The organism is Achromobacter sp. ACM01, from assembly GCF_014851745.1.
Lineage (GTDB): Bacteria > Pseudomonadota > Gammaproteobacteria > Burkholderiales > Burkholderiaceae_B > Achromobacter > Achromobacter aegrifaciens.
On record NZ_JACVAF010000004.1, the window covers coordinates 436,859 to 451,483 of the forward strand.

The 14,625-nt window shown below is 66.6% G+C and carries 12 protein-coding genes; 2 read left to right on the top strand and 10 right to left on the bottom strand.

The window, feature by feature from the left end; translation table 11 throughout:
• The 10 genes from tssH to tssA all read right to left on the bottom strand — a co-directional run bounded on the left by tssH (window position 1) and on the right by tssA (window position 11,298).
• Window positions 1–2,610 (bottom strand): type VI secretion system ATPase TssH, encoded by a 2,610-nt coding sequence (tssH, locus tag IB268_RS22430; protein WP_192354836.1) that lies wholly within the window; start codon window positions 2,608–2,610, stop codon window positions 1–3.
• A 14-nt stretch (window positions 2,611–2,624) separates the two neighbouring features.
• Window positions 2,625–3,728 carry a type VI secretion system baseplate subunit TssG gene (tssG, locus tag IB268_RS22435; protein ID WP_192354818.1) on the bottom strand — a complete coding sequence of 368 codons (1,104 nt, stop codon included), beginning with the start codon at window positions 3,726–3,728 and terminating at the stop codon, window positions 2,625–2,627.
• A gap of 4 nt (window positions 3,729–3,732) precedes the next feature.
• Window positions 3,733–4,272 (bottom strand): DUF3540 domain-containing protein, encoded by a 540-nt coding sequence (locus IB268_RS22440; protein WP_054457211.1) that lies wholly within the window; start codon window positions 4,270–4,272, stop codon window positions 3,733–3,735.
• Between the two features lie 28 nt (window positions 4,273–4,300).
• Window positions 4,301–6,205 (bottom strand): type VI secretion system baseplate subunit TssF, encoded by a 1,905-nt coding sequence (gene tssF / locus IB268_RS22445; protein ID WP_192354819.1) that lies wholly within the window; start codon window positions 6,203–6,205, stop codon window positions 4,301–4,303.
• Window positions 6,205–6,756: a type VI secretion system baseplate subunit TssE gene (tssE, locus tag IB268_RS22450; protein WP_054457215.1), complete on the bottom strand. Its 552-nt coding sequence runs from the start codon at window positions 6,754–6,756 to the stop codon at window positions 6,205–6,207. The genes tssF and tssE overlap by 1 nt, the downstream gene beginning before the upstream one ends.
• Window positions 6,756–7,571 carry a type VI secretion system accessory protein TagJ gene (locus IB268_RS22455; protein ID WP_119449737.1) on the bottom strand — a complete coding sequence of 272 codons (816 nt, stop codon included), beginning with the start codon at window positions 7,569–7,571 and terminating at the stop codon, window positions 6,756–6,758. Before IB268_RS22455 ends, tssE begins: the two co-directional genes overlap by 1 nt.
• Window positions 7,572–7,584: 13 nt before the next feature.
• Window positions 7,585–8,052, bottom strand: a complete 468-nt coding sequence (locus IB268_RS22460; protein WP_088607795.1) for a type VI secretion system tube protein Hcp — start codon at window positions 8,050–8,052, stop codon at window positions 7,585–7,587.
• Window positions 8,053–8,123: 71 nt separating this feature from the next.
• On the bottom strand, window positions 8,124–9,626 hold the full coding sequence (gene tssC / locus IB268_RS22465; protein WP_059379448.1) for a type VI secretion system contractile sheath large subunit: 1,503 nt from the start codon (window positions 9,624–9,626) through the stop codon (window positions 8,124–8,126).
• Window positions 9,627–9,657: 31 nt separating this feature from the next.
• Window positions 9,658–10,209, bottom strand: a complete 552-nt coding sequence (gene tssB, locus IB268_RS22470; protein WP_054457219.1) for a type VI secretion system contractile sheath small subunit — start codon at window positions 10,207–10,209, stop codon at window positions 9,658–9,660.
• Window positions 10,210–10,248: 39 nt separating this feature from the next.
• Window positions 10,249–11,298: a type VI secretion system protein TssA gene (gene tssA / locus IB268_RS22475; RefSeq protein WP_054457220.1), complete on the bottom strand. Its 1,050-nt coding sequence runs from the start codon at window positions 11,296–11,298 to the stop codon at window positions 10,249–10,251.
• 527 nt (window positions 11,299–11,825) lie between these two features.
• Between tssA and IB268_RS22480 the strand changes: the two genes are divergently transcribed.
• Window positions 11,826–14,213 (top strand): type VI secretion system Vgr family protein, encoded by a 2,388-nt coding sequence (locus tag IB268_RS22480; protein ID WP_054457222.1) that lies wholly within the window; start codon window positions 11,826–11,828, stop codon window positions 14,211–14,213.
• Between the two features lie 7 nt (window positions 14,214–14,220).
• Window positions 14,221–14,625 carry a hypothetical protein gene (locus IB268_RS22485; protein WP_175160050.1) on the top strand — a complete coding sequence of 135 codons (405 nt, stop codon included), beginning with the start codon at window positions 14,221–14,223 and terminating at the stop codon, window positions 14,623–14,625.

Consider the following 14,625-nt stretch of genomic DNA (forward strand, 5'->3'; position numbering starts at 1 on the left):
TCAGGCGTAGTCATAGCGGAACTCCCCGTCGGCGACCGACAGGCTTACTTTGCTCAGCCTGCGGTCCTGCATGGAAGCGCCCAGCAGCTCCCGGCTGATCCGGGGCAGCACGGTGTTGGTCAGGACGGCATCCACCATGCGCGCCCCCGACTCCACCTCCGCGCAGCGCGCCACCACCAGCGCAGTGGCCTCGGGCGTCACCTCCAGCACGATGCCGTGCTGCTCGAGCAGGCGGCGGCCCACGCGCTCGAACTGCAGGTCCACGATGCGCGCCAGCATGGCGTCCGGCAGCGGCAGGTAGGGCACCGCCACCAGCCGCCCCAACAGCGCGGCTGGAAAGGCTTGCAGCAGCGGTTCGCGCAATGCCGCGGCCAACGCGGCGGCGTCGGGCAGCAGCTCGGGATCGCGGCATAGCGCCGCGATCCGTTCCGCGCCCACGTTGGAGGTCAGGATGATCACCGCATTGCGGAAATCGATATAGCGCCCCTCGCCGTCCTCCATCCAACCTTTGTCAAAGACCTGGAAGAAGATCTCGTGCACATCGGCATGCGCCTTCTCCACCTCGTCCAGCAACACCACGCTGTAGGGCCGCCGGCGCACGGCCTCGGTCAGCACGCCGCCCTCGCCATACCCCACATACCCCGGCGGCGCACCCTTGAGCGTGGACACCGTGTGCGACTCCTGGAACTCGCTCATGTTGATGGTGATCAGGTTCTGCTCGCCGCCGTAAAGCGCCTCGGCCAGCGCCAGCGCGGTCTCCGTCTTGCCGACGCCGCTGGGGCCGCAGAGCAGGAACACGCCTACCGGCTTGTCCGGGTCGGTCAGGCCGGCCCGCGAAGTCTGGACGCGGCGCGCCACCGCTTCCAGGGCATCTCGCTGGCCGATCACACGCGCCGAAAGCGTGTCCGCCAGGTCCAGCACCGCGCGCGCCTCGTCCCGCAGCATGCGGCCCACGGGAATGCCGGTCCAGTCGGCCACCACTGCGGCCACGGCGGCGGCATCGACCGCGCAATGCACCATCGCGGATTCATCCTGACTGGCCGCCAGCGCTATGCGCGCCTGCGCCAGTGCGCGGCGCTGGTCTTCCTGCGCATCGGAGGAGGCGAGCTCCAGCGTCTGGCGCAAATTCAGCACCTCTCCGGCCAGCGCGCGTTCCGACTCCCAGCGCTCCGCCAGCGCCTGCTCCTCTTTCGCGGCGACGGCCTGCTCGGCCGCCAGGCGTCCGACCCGCTGCGCATCGCCCTCGCCCAGACGCAGCTCGCGTTCGGCGATGCGTTGAGCCAGCTCCAGCGCCTGTACCCGCCTGCGCGCATCCTCCAGGCTGGGCGGCGCCGCATGCTGGCTGACGGCGACGCGCGCGCAGGCCGTGTCCAGCAACGCAACGGCCTTGTCGGGCAGCTGGCGCGCCGGAATGTAACGGTGCGACAGCGTCACCGCCGCTTCGATCGCCTCGTCCAGCAGCAGCACGCCATGATGCGCCTGCAGCGTTTCAGCCAGTCCGCGCAACATGCCGAATGCGCGCGCCTCGTCGGGCTCGTGCACCTGTATGACCTGAAAGCGGCGGCTCAATGCGGGGTCTTTCTCGATGTACTTCTTGTATTCCGACCAGGTGGTGGCGCCGATGGTGCGCAGCTCGCCGCGCGCCAGCGCCGGCTTCAACAGATTGGCCGCGTCTCCGGTCCCTGCCGCGCCGCCCGCGCCCACCAGCGAGTGGATCTCGTCGATGAACAACACCACCGGCTTCTCGCTGGCCTGCACCTCATCGATGACACCGCGCAGCCGCTGCTCGAATTCGCCCTTCACGCCCGCGCCCGCCTGCAGCAGGCCAATATCCAGCAGGTACAGCGCCACATCGCGCAGCTGCGGCGGCACCTCGCCTGCGGCCAGGCGCAGCGCCAGCCCTTCCACCACGGCCGTCTTGCCGACGCCGGCCTCGCCGGCCAGCAGCGGATTGTTCTGCCTCCTCCGCATCAGCACGTCGATGAGCTGGCGGATTTCCTCATCGCGTCCCGAAACCGGATCGATCTCGCCCGCGCGCGCGCGCGCCGTCAGGTCGACGGCGAACCGTGCCAGCGCGGAGCCGCCCGCGTCCGGCGCCCCGGCGGCGGCAACGGGCGCAGTCTCGGCCGCGTCTTCCGGCGAGCCCTGCACAATCTCCTGCAGCTGTTCCAACAGCGTGTCCGGCGCGATGCGCGAGAACTGGGCCGACATGCCCAGCAGCACGTGACGCAGCGCATAGGTCCGCGCCAGTCCCGCCAGCAGATGGCCGCTGCGGATGCGCGCCGCGCCATAGCGCAGCGAGCCCAGCACCCAGGCCCTTTCGACCGCATGGTCGATGTGTTCGGACAGGTCGGAGACCGAGCCCGCGCCGGACGGCAGGCGGTCCAGCTCCGCCGTCAGGTCGGCCTGCAAGGCGGCCAGGTCCAGCTCGAAGCGACGCGCGATGCGATGCAGGTCGCTGTCTTGCGCGTGCAGGATCTGATGCACCCAATGCACCAGCTCCACATAGGGGTTGCCGCGCAGCTTGCAGAACGCGGTGGCGCCCTCCAGCGTCTGGTAGAGCAGTGGATTGAGCTTGCCGAAGAGGTCGATGCGGCCGATATCGGACATGGCAGGGTGGCGCGTCACGCGCGCGTCGTGGTTGAGGTTGAGGCCGGCGCACGGCCACGTGGCGGCCTGGCGCCGCGGCTTTCGTAGTCCAGCAGAAGATCGCCCGCCTCGCCTTGCTCGGGCCGGCGCTTGCCCAGCCATGAGGACAGGCCCAGCGGACGCGCGGCGCCCAGGTTCACGCCACGCGCGTCCTCCGCGCGCAGCACCGGTCTCAGGTCCCAGGCCAGCTCCATGCCGATGTAATGCCTGACCCAATGCGTCAGCTGGCGGGCGCGTATGCCTCCCGGCAGAAAGCTCTGGTAGTCCTCCAGCGCCAGCGGGCCGATCTCGATGCGGAATTTGTGCTGGGCATCGCGCACCGCCACGCCCAGCACCGTGTCGCGCCCCAGCCCCGCAAAGCCGCCCAGGCCCAGCCGCTGGGCTGGTTCCATGCGGATCCATTGCGGCACGAACTCGCGGATGCGCACGGGCAGGCCGAAGAACGATTGCAAGATGTGCTTGAGCCCTTCCGGGTTGCGGGTCTGTCGCGTCAGATGGCCCGCCATGTGGTACTTGGCGTGGTCCAGCACCGCGTCGCGGCGGCGCATCGACGGCTCGCCCATATGCAGCAGGCTGGCTACGTAGCGAGTGAAGCGCTCATCCTTGCGGTCCAGGCTGACCGTGCTCTGCGCGTCCGCCCAGGCGCGGTAGAACAGCAGGATGAGCCGGTGATGGAACACGTCGGCAAATGCGGACAGCGTGCGGTCCCCGTGATGCGCCAGACGCTCGCGGGCATGCTCCGTCAGGTGCAGGGGCAAGGGTCCATTGGGGCCGAACAGGCCGAAGCTGTAAATCGACAGTTCCGCGGGCCGCCCGCCCGTGGCGGCGCGCGCGGCGGCCACGGTGGACGGCGCGAACGCCATCGACGGCTCCTGCCGCAGCCGCACGGGTTCGTGGCGCGCGACCGTGTCGCGTCCCAAGGGCTTGCGCGCGCCCGATAGCGCATCGATCCAGCGCAAGGCATGGAACAGGTCATGGGCGTACGGTTCGCGTTCGACCGCGCGCCACCATTGCGCCAGCGCGTCATCAGGCGCGGCGGACGGATGGACGGGATCGGCAACAGGCTGGGCGATATCCACCGTCCTACCCCATGTGTATCTGCTTGGCGTCCACCTTCACCAGGTCGCCGCCCGTCACCACCGTGTAGGCCGCGTGCAGCCGCGCGCTCTGCTCGGCCTGGAAATCGATGGCGCCGGCGCGCACCTGGTCCATCTCGCTGACGCTGCGCTGCGACAGCCGCGCCATCAGCGTCATGCGGTCCATCACCGCCTCGTAGCTGCGGCCCACCAGACGGACTTCGCCCACCGTGGCATGCAGCTGCCTGGCCACCATGCGGATGCTGCCCGAGCGCAGCAGCAATTCGCCCTCCGCCTGCAGCGTGGTGCGTGCGGGATCGGCCTGCACGGTGACGGCGATCAGGTAGATGCGGGCGGGGTCCGGCCCGCTGATCAGCACTTCGTCGCCCGGCTGCGGCTCCAGCAGGCAGCTGGCGGCGCGCTGCACGGTCCAGACGCGGCCATCGCAGGCCACGGCATAGCTGCCGTCGTCTTCGCGGCGCAGCAGCTCGCCCAGCAGATGGACGGGGTCGTAAGCCATGCGGTTCAGATGTGCGGCGGACTTCATCACGCGCTCCTTTTAATGTGCACAGCCCCTAGACCACGGGCCGGCGTCCCATGCGGGGCTTGTAGCGGGCGACCTCGCCGCGCTGCAGGGTCGAGAGGACCAGCTCCGACATCAGGTTGATCGATACGTGGCGGGCGAAGAACTGCTCCAGCACGGCGCCAAACAGATAAGGGCTGATGCCCGAAAACGCGGTCTCGTCCACCTGCAGCGCGATGCGCACGCCGCGCCCGTGGACGATGGGGCCGGGCACGGGCAGACGGTGATGCACAGGCGTGGCGCTGACGTGCCGCAGGCCCGCGATGTGCCGGCGCACGCCCGGTTCGGCCAGGTTGCCGTACACGTGCAGCATTTCGCGCAAGGTCTGCGCGCCCTGCTCGGCGTCCAGGTCGGTCAGGCTGAGGTAGTTCAGGCCCAGGTGGCTGATCAGGTGCCAGGTGGCCGCGTTCTCGGCCAGCGCCGCGCGGGGCCGCGTGGGTCCGTGCAGCACCTTGACCGCGCGCACCGGCGCCGACACACGCAAGGTCATGTCGGTATCGCCGCCCAGCGGCAACAGCAGCGCCAGATCGCGGTTCGTGCACAGGGTTTCCAGGGTCAGGTGGCGCAGGTCGCCCGAGAACGGCGCCTCGCGCCGGTCCACCAGCGACAGGAACACTTCGCTGCCGATGTAGCCGCTACGGGTGCCGTTGCGTTGCGCGCTATCGGACACCAGCCGCGGCTCGCGGCGCATGGAAAAGTACGCGCCGTGCTCTTCGGGATCGCTGCCCAGCGAACCGTAGAACGGCCGGAATTCCTGCTCCTGCCGCTGCGCGGCGGCATGGCCCGCGACGCGCGTCACCCCGTAGACCTCGTAGTCCAGCGGGCGGCTGCGGTCGATGACGACGTGGTACTCGGAAGTCCTGGGCGTAACCGCCACGCGGTCCGCCCGCTTGGCGAACAGGTTGATCACCGGCACGCAATGCAGCGCCAGGTTGGCGGCCGATATCGCGCCTTCCAGCTCCGGCGCCGCCATCGAGAACAGCAGAGTCAGATCGAATGCGCGGGTTTCGCGCTGCGCGCCGTGGGGCATCGCGGGCGTGCGCAGCCCCCGCTTCAATCCGTTGATGCTGAAGAACAGATAGCGCTGCGCGAATGCGAAATACTCTTGCAGAAGGCGATAGCCCTGGAACACGCGGGCGTCGCCCGGCAGCAACGCCTGTTCGTCGGCAAAACCTTCGTGGCGTACCGCGTCCGGCGGCAGTCTGTTGATCCATGCCACCGGTCTCGCGGTGTCATGGCCCAGCACCGCCACGGTATGCCCCATCACGACTTCAAGCAAACGCTGCATTTGCAGGTCCTGGCCGTTCAGGTGGAACACCAGCTGATCGAGATCCAGGTCCTCCAGACGCTGCCCGCCGCAAACCTCTATCCGGATGCGCAGCGCGCTCAGCACGCGAGCGGCGCGCCCGGCCAGGCCCAGCCGCGCCAGCGGCAGATCCTGCGGCGCGGCGGTGAATTCCGCCTGCGTGACCTGCAAGGGCCACAGGCGCAGGGCGTGGCCGGTGGTGAAGTCGCAAGGCGTCTGCTCGCCGCGCGCCACGCGGCCGCGCAGCAGCGTGCCGCGCGGCAATTCAAAGCCGCCCGCCAAGGTGCCTTCGTTCATGCTGGGCGCGAACTGCACGATGGCCATCGCCGGCGTGGGCGCCAGGTAGTTGGGATAGACCACCTCCAGCAGCCGCTGCGAGAAGCGCGGAAACTCGGCATCCATCTTCATATGGATGCGGGCGGTCAGAAAGCTGAAGCCCTCCAGCAGACGCTCGACGTAAGGATCGGCGACCTCCGTGGCATTCATGCCCAGCCGCGCCGCCACCTTGGGATGGGCCTGCGCAAACTCCGCGCCCAGCTCCCGCAGATAGACCAGTTCCCGGTTGTAGTAATCCAGCAGGCGATCGTCCATCAGGCACCGCCCAGATCGCGCAGATCCATGTGGCCGCTTTCCAGGTCGATGTCCGTGCGGAACAGGAACTCGAGCGGCTGCGGCACGCACCACAGCATGCCGCGTATCTCCAGGCTCAGCACATTGTGGTGTTCCAGCGTGCCGGCATCGGACACGCAGCGCACTTCCACCGACGAGTCCAGGATGCGCGGCTCGAACGCGGAGATCGCTGCGCGGATCGACTCTTCGACGTCGATCCAGTCGATCTCCGACATGCGCTTTCCCGCCATGGCGCGCACGCCGAAGTTCAGCGCCGAGGCCGCTACCGGCCGGTGCGCCGACAGGTCCTGGGACGCCTGCAGGTTGACGGTATTGAGCAGCCAGCGCAGGTCCCGCAGCACCGCCGCGCGCAGCGCCTCATGCGTCAACATGGCGTTTTCGCGCGGTTCTTCGCGCTTGGCGGGCTCGTTGTCCATCAGGCGATCCAGCAGCGACGGCTGCAACCGGTCGCGCGCCGCGCGCTGGCCGCGCGACAACGGCTCCCAATCGCGCGGACGATCGGCGTGGCCCATCACGCCAGCTCCAGGCTGCGTACCTCGAGCAGCGCGACTTCCGCGGCATCCGTCAGCCACATCTTCTGCCCCACGCCTGCGTAGGTATCGCCATGCAAGGCGCGCCAATCGGTCGTCCTGCCCAGCTTGGCCGAGTCGGACAGTTCGACCATGCGCGCGCCGGGCGCTGCCGGATAGCGCGCCGGCACCAGGCCCTGCCGCACCCGGCCGTCTTCCAGTTCGATCTCGGCCTGCGCCCAGACCAGGTCGCACAGGCCTTCCGGCGCAAGCAGACGCACGCGCTTGAGCCCGGCGAAGGGCAGCCACACGTAGCGCCCGCCCGCCAGGAACTCGAACACCGGACCAAGGCGGCTGTCGCCATCGCAGATCCATTGGAACGGCTGCGCCGTCTCTTGCGCCGCCAGTTCCAACAGGCCGGCACGCGCGCTCGCATCCTCGAAAGCCTTGCCGCGCAGCTCGGCCGCCTGGCCTGGCGCAGTGCCGTCCAGACGCAGCGCCGATATCATGGCCCGCAACCAATCAGCGGGCTCGTCCAGCAGCGCGGGTTCGCCTTGCCCGGCAAGCACGGCCTCGCGCTCGCGTTCCGCCGCGATGGCGCTGGCGTAAAGCACCTGCGTCGGCCGCGCCTGCGCGTTCAGATGGCCGCAGACGTTGAGCTGCTCGGCCGCGCGCGCCCAATCCCCCTGCACCGCCAGCAGCTGGAACAGCTGGGCGCGCAGGTCCGCGTCGGCGGGCTGCCGGCGCACCTGCGCCTGCAGCTCGTCCAATTGGCCAGCCAGGCTGAGCGCGCCGAAGGGAACCGCAGCGATGGACATGGGTGTCTCCGCCCTAGCCCACTTCCTTGTTCTGCTTGATGTCCCAAGCCACCAGGCTTTCCGCGCCCTTGCCGCCCTTGTCGGTCTGCTCCCAGTACTGCTGCTTGACCTTGGCCGCCTGGAACGCGAAGTTCACCACCACGCCTTCGGCACTGCGGTCCCCGGATATCTGCACCGACGACACCAGCACGTCCTCCAGCGTGATCTTGGAGTACTCGATCTGCTCGCCGCCCGCCTTGCACATGGACAGCTCGATCTTGCTGAGGTGCTTGCCGCTGGCGCAGTGCTTCATCACGGCTGGCGCGGCCTTGTCGATGCGTGCCACTACGTGCAGATCGTTGAAGCTGGCCTTGCCCGCGCCCAGGCCGCCGCCGCTGGCCAGGTTGCCTGGCTGGGTTGCGCCCCATGAAAAGGACACGATATCGGTCCAGTCCTTGTGGTTGGCGTCCTTGGATTCACCGTTGGCGCCATCGATCTTCATGAACATATCCACTGCCACATCTGTCTCCTGGAGTTATGGGGCACGGTTGCGCCCCGACTTGTCAGCGCCACTCAGCCTTCGTTCTGTTTGAGCGAAGGCAGCTTGGAAACCAGCCGCAGCGACACCGTCAGCCCTTCCAGCTGATAGTGCGGCCGCAGGAAAAACTTGGCGGAGTAATAGCCCGGGTTGTCCTCGATCTCCTGCACCTGCACCTCGGCCGCGGCCAGGGGCTTGCGCGCCTTGGTTTCCTGCGAGGAGTTCACCGGATCGCCATCGACGTAATTCATGATCCAGTCGTTCAGCCAGCGCTCCATGTCGTCGCGTTCGCGGAACGAGCCGATCTTGTCGCGCACGATGCACTTCAGGTAATGCGCGAAGCGGCAGCATGCGAAGAGATACGGCAGGCGCGCGGCCAGCTTGGCATTGGCCGAGGCGTCGGCCTCGTAGTAGTCGTGCGGCTTTTGCAGCGACTGCGCGCCGATGAAGGCGGCGAAGTCGGAGTTCTTCCGATGCACCAGCGGCATGAAGCCGTTCTTGGCCAGTTCGGCCTCCCGCCTGTCGCTGATGGCGATCTCGGTCGGGCACTTCAGATCCACGCCGCCGTCATCGGTGGGAAAGCTGTGGCACGGCAGGTTCTCCACCGCGCCGCCGGACTCCACGCCGCGGATGGACGTGCACCAGCCGTACAGCTTGAACGAGCGGTTCACGTTGGCCGCCATGGCATAGGCGGAATTGGTCCAGGTGTAGCGGTCGTGGTTCGCGCCGTCTGTGTCTTCCTCGAAGTCGAATTCGTCGACGGGATTGGTGCGCGCGCCGTAGGGCAGCCGCGCCAGGAAGCGCGGCATCGCCAGCCCGATGTAGCGCGAGTCCTCGGATTCGCGCAGGCTGCGCCATGCGGCGTATTCCGTGTTGGTGAAGATCTTGGTCAGGTCACGCGGGTTGGCCAGTTCCTGCCACGAATCCATCTGCATCACGTTGGGCGAAGCCCCCGCAATGAAGGGGCAGTGCGCGGCGGATGAGATCTTGGCGATCTCACCCAGCAGTTCCACGTCGGGCGGACTGTGGTCAAAGTAGTAGTCGCCGACCAGGCAGCCGATGGGCTCCCCGCCGAACTGGCCGTACTCTTCCTCGTACACGCGCTTGAAGATCGGGCTCTGGTCCCAGCCCACGCCCTTGTGCCGCTTGAGCGTGCGGCCCAGTTCCGACTTGGACAGGCACATCACGCGGATCTTCAGAAGTTCGTCGGTCTCGGTGTTGGTGACCAGGTAATGCAGGCCGCGCCACGCGCCCTCCAGCTGCTGGAAGTCGGGGTGATGCATCACGCGGTTGATCTGCTCCGACATCTTGCGGTCGATCTCGGCGATGATGGCCTGGATGGTGCGGTAGGCGTCCGACGACAGGCCTACGCCGCTGTTCTCAAGCGCCTGATGCGCCAGCGTGCGAACGGCGTGTTCCACCGCCTCCTGCGCCTGCTCGGTCTTGGGCTTGAATTCCTTCTTCAGCAGGGCGGAAAGATCGTCCGCCTGCAGGGTCTCGACAGCACGCGCGTCGGCGCGTTTGGCCACTGCGGTCATGGCATTCTCCGAAAAGCGATTCAAGCGGAAATCAGGCGGCCGGGTCCGGCGCGGGGGCATCGGATGCGCGCGGCTCCTCTTGCGGCTTCGGCGCGGCCGCCAGCGCGTTCATCAGCGCTGGATTCTTGAGCACGCTGCCGATCAGTTCCTCGGCGCCGGTCTTGCCGTCCATGTAGGTCAACAGGTTCGCCAGCTGGGTGCGCGCGCTCAGCAATTCGTTCAGCGCGCCAACCTTGCGAGCGACGGTGGCCGGCGAAAAATCGTCGATGCTCTCGAATGTGACGTCCACATTCAGGTTGCCTTCGCCCGTCAGCGTGTTGGGCACCTGGAACGCCACGCGCGGCTGGATGGACCGCATGCGTTCATCGAAGTTGTCGATGTCGATGTCGAGGAACTTGCGCTCGCCCACTTCCGGCTGCGGCGTTTCGGACTTGCCGGCCAGGTCCGCCAGCACGCCCATCACGAACGGCAACTGGATCTTGCGTTCAGCGCCGTAGATCTCCACGTCGTATTCGATCTGCACCCGCGGCGCGCGGTTTCTTGCAATGAACTTCTGGCCGCTTCCCTTCAGGCTGGTCGCCATGATGTCGTCTCCTCTTGTTGGTGCGGCGGCTGGCCCGCCTTACGGTTCCTGCCGGTTCGCCTCGGACCGCGGCAGCCATGCCTCGAACTGCTCCAGCCCCTGGGGCGCCAGATTCCTGATGATGTCGTGAAAACTCATTGGGATGAGCTGCTGCGCCCTGCGGATGAGGTAAGGCGCGGGATGGCCGGGCTCGTTGGCCTCGAAGTACGCACAGACCTTGGACAGCATCGCCACGGCCTCGTCGCGCGACTGGATCGTCGCGTCCTGCCAGCGTGCGGCGTGATCCGCCGCGCTCGCGACCGGCTGCGTGGCTGGCGCCTCTGCCGCGGTCCGCGCCTCGTCGGTCGGCGCCGCGGTCGGCCTCGCGGATTGCGGATCGCGCGCCGCGTCCAGCACCAGGTCCAGCGTGCGCAGGATGGCCGCATAGTCGGGCGCCCACGCGGCGCCCAATTTGTCCGTCACGAGTTTCTGAATGCGCCGCAACGCATCGGCGGCTGAGGCCAGCGCCTGCACGTCGGCATCGCCTTGCGTCCATGCCTGGCGCAAGCGCTCGACCAGGCGCGGGCGCCCGCCTGGATAGCCGTCCGCATCCTGGCGGCTGCCGTCCAGCAGCGCTTCGGTATCGCGCACGGTGAGTTGTCCATGCACGCCGCTGATCAGGCTGGCCGAACGCAGGCTGCGCGCACAGCCCTGCATGTCGCCAAAGGCCGCCAATGCGTTCATGCGCGGCATGGGATCGTCTTCCCCCACGCTGTCCAGGCGTGGATGCACCGGCTCCCAATAGCGTTCCAGGGTATCGACGGCCAGCGCCAGGCCATCGCCATAGCCGGGCAGGCCGCGGATTTCGGTCCAGGCGGAGGTCAACAGGCCAATGATGCGCAGGTCGCGGGTGCGTTCCAGCAGCGCGCGCGCCAGGCGTTCGACTTCGCGCCAGTCAGGTGGCTGCGCGGCAATGATGGTCGACCCGAACTGCTGTTCGTCGCGCCCCGCCGCGGCTTGCTGCAGTTGCAGGAAGTCGGCGTCGTATTCGAGGTCTTCCCCGCAGGGCAGACGTGAATCGAGTGTATTGAGGATGTCGGCGAATTCCATAGTCATCAGTTAAATGCCTGCTGGGATGCTGCCTGGATACAACCACTACGCTCCGCGCTGCTTCACGGAAGGGTGAATTCTAGGCATCTCTTTCCGCATGCAACGGCAACCTAACAACTACAGATTTTTCTTACAGATAACTAACACCCGAGTAAACAATTGAACACTTGTCTCCCTGCTGCATTGATTTTTGGACACAGACCTTACGGAATCGGGCGCATCACGGAAGGACTGTTACCGAAGCGTAAAAAACACAAAAGCATGTGAGAGCGCTTCTCCGGCGCTTTCGCCCCTGCCTACAATCGGCGCTCACGCTGGCGGTAAGACCGGCGCGCATCAGATCCAGAGACAGATTTCCCCGGCGCAGACCCGTTCGTGACGAGTCCCTGCCCGCCTATGCAAGCGGCCCCATCGCGTGGCCGGACATCCCATTGCAGTCATCGTGACGCGCCTGGCGCGCGGTCGCGAAGAAATCGAAAGCAGCACACGCAGCAACAGGCGAAGCATTCTCATAAGGAGACGGTGAGATGGACCGCAACGTGCCCAGCGAACGTGTCGTCAAGGCGCATACGCCCCTGCCGCCGGAGCAACTGAAGTTCCGCGCCATGCATGGCGCCGAGAGCCTTTCGCAGCTGTACGAACTGGAGGTCGAGCTGGTCTCGGAATCCTATTCGCTGGATATGAAGTCGCTGCTGGGAAAGCCGCTGACGCTGGAGATCGAAACCGGGTCCGCCGCACCGCGCTATCTCAGCGGGCACATCACGCGTTGCGCGCTGGTGGGCCGCGAGAACAACACCTCGCGCTACACCATCTACCGCGCCACGGTGCGGCCGTGGCTCTGGTACCTGACCCAGACCTCGGACAACAAGATATTCCAGAACAAGAGCGTGCCCGACGTCATCCGGGAAGTGCTGAAGGACTACGACTATCCCATCGAGTTCAAGCTGGTGGACAGCTACCGCAATTGGGAATACTGCGTCCAGTACCAGGAAACCGACTACGCCTTCATCAGCCGCCTTATGGAGCACGAGGGCATCTACTTCTGGTTCAAGCACGACAAGGGCAAGCACACCCTGGTCCTCACCGACGACATCACGCAGCACGAGCCCGTCTCGGGCTACGAGCAGATTCCCTATTACGGGCCGGACCGCATCACCATCCCGCGCGAAGACCACGTCTACAAATGGGAAGTGGCCGAACAGATCACGCCCGGCGCCTTTGCCACCACGGACTACCATCCGCTCACGCCCGCCGCCAGCCTGGAAGCGCGCCGCAACAACCCCGGCGCGCACGACCATGGCGACCTGGAGATGTACGAATGGCAAGGGGGCTACACCAATCCTGACGACGCGGAGCACTACACCCGCGTGCGGCTCGAAGACCTGCAATGCAGAAAGGAGCAAAGCGCCGGCGGCTCCAACGCCCGCGGGCTGGCCACGGGCCATCTCTTCACGCTGCGCAATCATCCGCGCCAGGCCGAGAACCGCGAGTACCTCGTCGTCAGCACCTACTACCGGATCCGTGAAACAGGCTATGCCAGCGGCCAGCCCGATCCCGGCGACTTCGACCTGGAGTTCGTCGTGCTGCCGTCCAGCACACAATTCCGCGCGCCGCGCGTGACGCCCGTTCCGCGCACCCATGGCCCGCAGACCGCCACGGTAGTGGGCAAGGAAGGAGAGGAAATCTGGACGGACAAGATGGGCCGCATCAAGGTGCAGTTCCATTGGGACCGCTATGGCAAGAAGGACGAGAACAGCTCGTGCTGGGTGCGCGTGTCCAGCCCTTGGGCCGGCGGCGGCTTTGGCGGCATCCAGCTGCCGCGCGTACGCGATGAAGTGATCGTCGACTTCATCGGCGGCCAGCCCGACCGCCCCATCGTGATTGGCCGCGTCTTCAACGCCAACAACCTGCCGCCCTGGGACCTGCCGGACAACGCCACGCAAAGCGGCTTCCTGAGCCGCTCCAAGAGCGGCACGCCCGCGACGGCGAACGCGCTCATGTTCGAGGACAAGAGCGGCAGCGAACGCATCTGGCTGCATGCGGAACGCGAACTCTGCACCGAGGTGGAAGCCAACGAATTCCATTCGACCGACGAGAACCGCAGCACCACCATCGGCGACAACGACACCACCAGGATCGGCGGCAACCGCGACATCAAGGTCACCGGCACCGACAAGCTGCATGTCGACAAGACGCGCGACGTGTTCGTGAAGGGGCACGAGGAATACACCGTCAAGGCATCGCGCACGGTCAACGTGAAAGACGGCCTGATGGACGAGAAGTTCGACAACGGCCTGAAGACGACGGTCGCAGCCAAGGGCGAGGAACGCGAGATCACGGGTCTCTTCAAGGAAACCTTGAAGAACGGCGAGCAGGTCTACGTGAACGAAGGCGACTCGCTGCATCACGTCAAGACCGGCATGCTCACCGAGAAGGCCAAGGGCAAGGTCGAAGTGCTTTCCACCGACGCGAACATGGACGTCAAGGCCAAGACCGCGATGCACGTGGAGTCCGAAACGTCCACCATGGATCTCAAGGCCAAGGGCAAGATAGACATGGAGTCGACGGGATCCACCGTATTGGTCAAGGCCGACGGCAACATCACGCTGAAAACCCCTGCCGATGTCGTGATGGACGCTGCCAACGTCAAGGATCTTTCCAAGGAAAGCTGGCTTCAGGCCACGCCATTTTCCATCGGCCTGGCAGTGGCCAAGGCGGAATTCGGCATGCATCGCCTGGCGCTGTTCCGCACCACGGTCATGCTGAACCTCTCGTTCACCAACTACGCCATGGTCAGCAGCATCGGACAGATGGTCTCGTACCGCACCACCGGCGCCAGCTACCAGTTCGACGCGGTCACTGCGGAAAAGGTGGGCCTGGGCGCGTCGATGGTCGGTCTCTGGAGCATCATCTAAGGCCGCCATGTCCGACTTCATCGATGCATGGCCCAGCTGGGCCAAGTGGGTATGGCTGGGCCTGTTGCTGTCCCTGGCGCAGGCGGCGTACATGTTGTGGCGCGAGCGCCAGCGTCGCGCGGCGGGACGCAAGGAAGTGCAGCGGCAGGACGGTTTGCGCGTCAGCGGACTGCCCGGCACCGCGCGGGTGACGGCGGCACGCGACACGCGCCGCCGGATCGGCGATACCTTGTACTTCGTCATCGAGCTGGACCTGGACGTGGCCGCCACCAGCGCCACGCCCGCGCTGTCGCGCACGCTCAGCGTGCCCCTGTCGCCCTTGCACCTGGCCGATTTCGGCGTCGGCAAGACCATACAGGTGCGCGTCGATCCCGCGACCCGGGAGGTCGTCGTGGACCAGGCCACCGGATAG

Excerpts from the sequence above, each read along its gene's own strand:
- tssH (WP_192354836.1), bottom strand. The coding sequence starts at position 2,610 with ATGTCCGATATCGGCCGCATCGACCTCTTCGGCAAGCTCAATCCACTG.
- IB268_RS22440 (WP_054457211.1), bottom strand. The coding sequence starts at position 4,272 with ATGAAGTCCGCCGCACATCTGAACCGCATGGCTTACGACCCCGTCCAT.
- tssF (WP_192354819.1), bottom strand. The coding sequence starts at position 6,205 with ATGGACGATCGCCTGCTGGATTACTACAACCGGGAACTGGTCTATCTG.
- tssE (WP_054457215.1), bottom strand. The coding sequence starts at position 6,756 with ATGGGCCACGCCGATCGTCCGCGCGATTGGGAGCCGTTGTCGCGCGGC.
- IB268_RS22455 (WP_119449737.1), bottom strand. The coding sequence starts at position 7,571 with ATGTCCATCGCTGCGGTTCCCTTCGGCGCGCTCAGCCTGGCTGGCCAA.
- IB268_RS22460 (WP_088607795.1), bottom strand. The coding sequence starts at position 8,052 with ATGAAGATCGATGGCGCCAACGGTGAATCCAAGGACGCCAACCACAAG.
- tssC (WP_059379448.1), bottom strand. The coding sequence starts at position 9,626 with ATGACCGCAGTGGCCAAACGCGCCGACGCGCGTGCTGTCGAGACCCTG.
- tssB (WP_054457219.1), bottom strand. The coding sequence starts at position 10,209 with ATGGCGACCAGCCTGAAGGGAAGCGGCCAGAAGTTCATTGCAAGAAAC.
- tssA (WP_054457220.1), bottom strand. The coding sequence starts at position 11,298 with ATGGAATTCGCCGACATCCTCAATACACTCGATTCACGTCTGCCCTGC.
- IB268_RS22480 (WP_054457222.1), top strand. The coding sequence starts at position 11,826 with ATGGACCGCAACGTGCCCAGCGAACGTGTCGTCAAGGCGCATACGCCC.
- IB268_RS22485 (WP_175160050.1), top strand. The coding sequence starts at position 14,221 with ATGTCCGACTTCATCGATGCATGGCCCAGCTGGGCCAAGTGGGTATGG.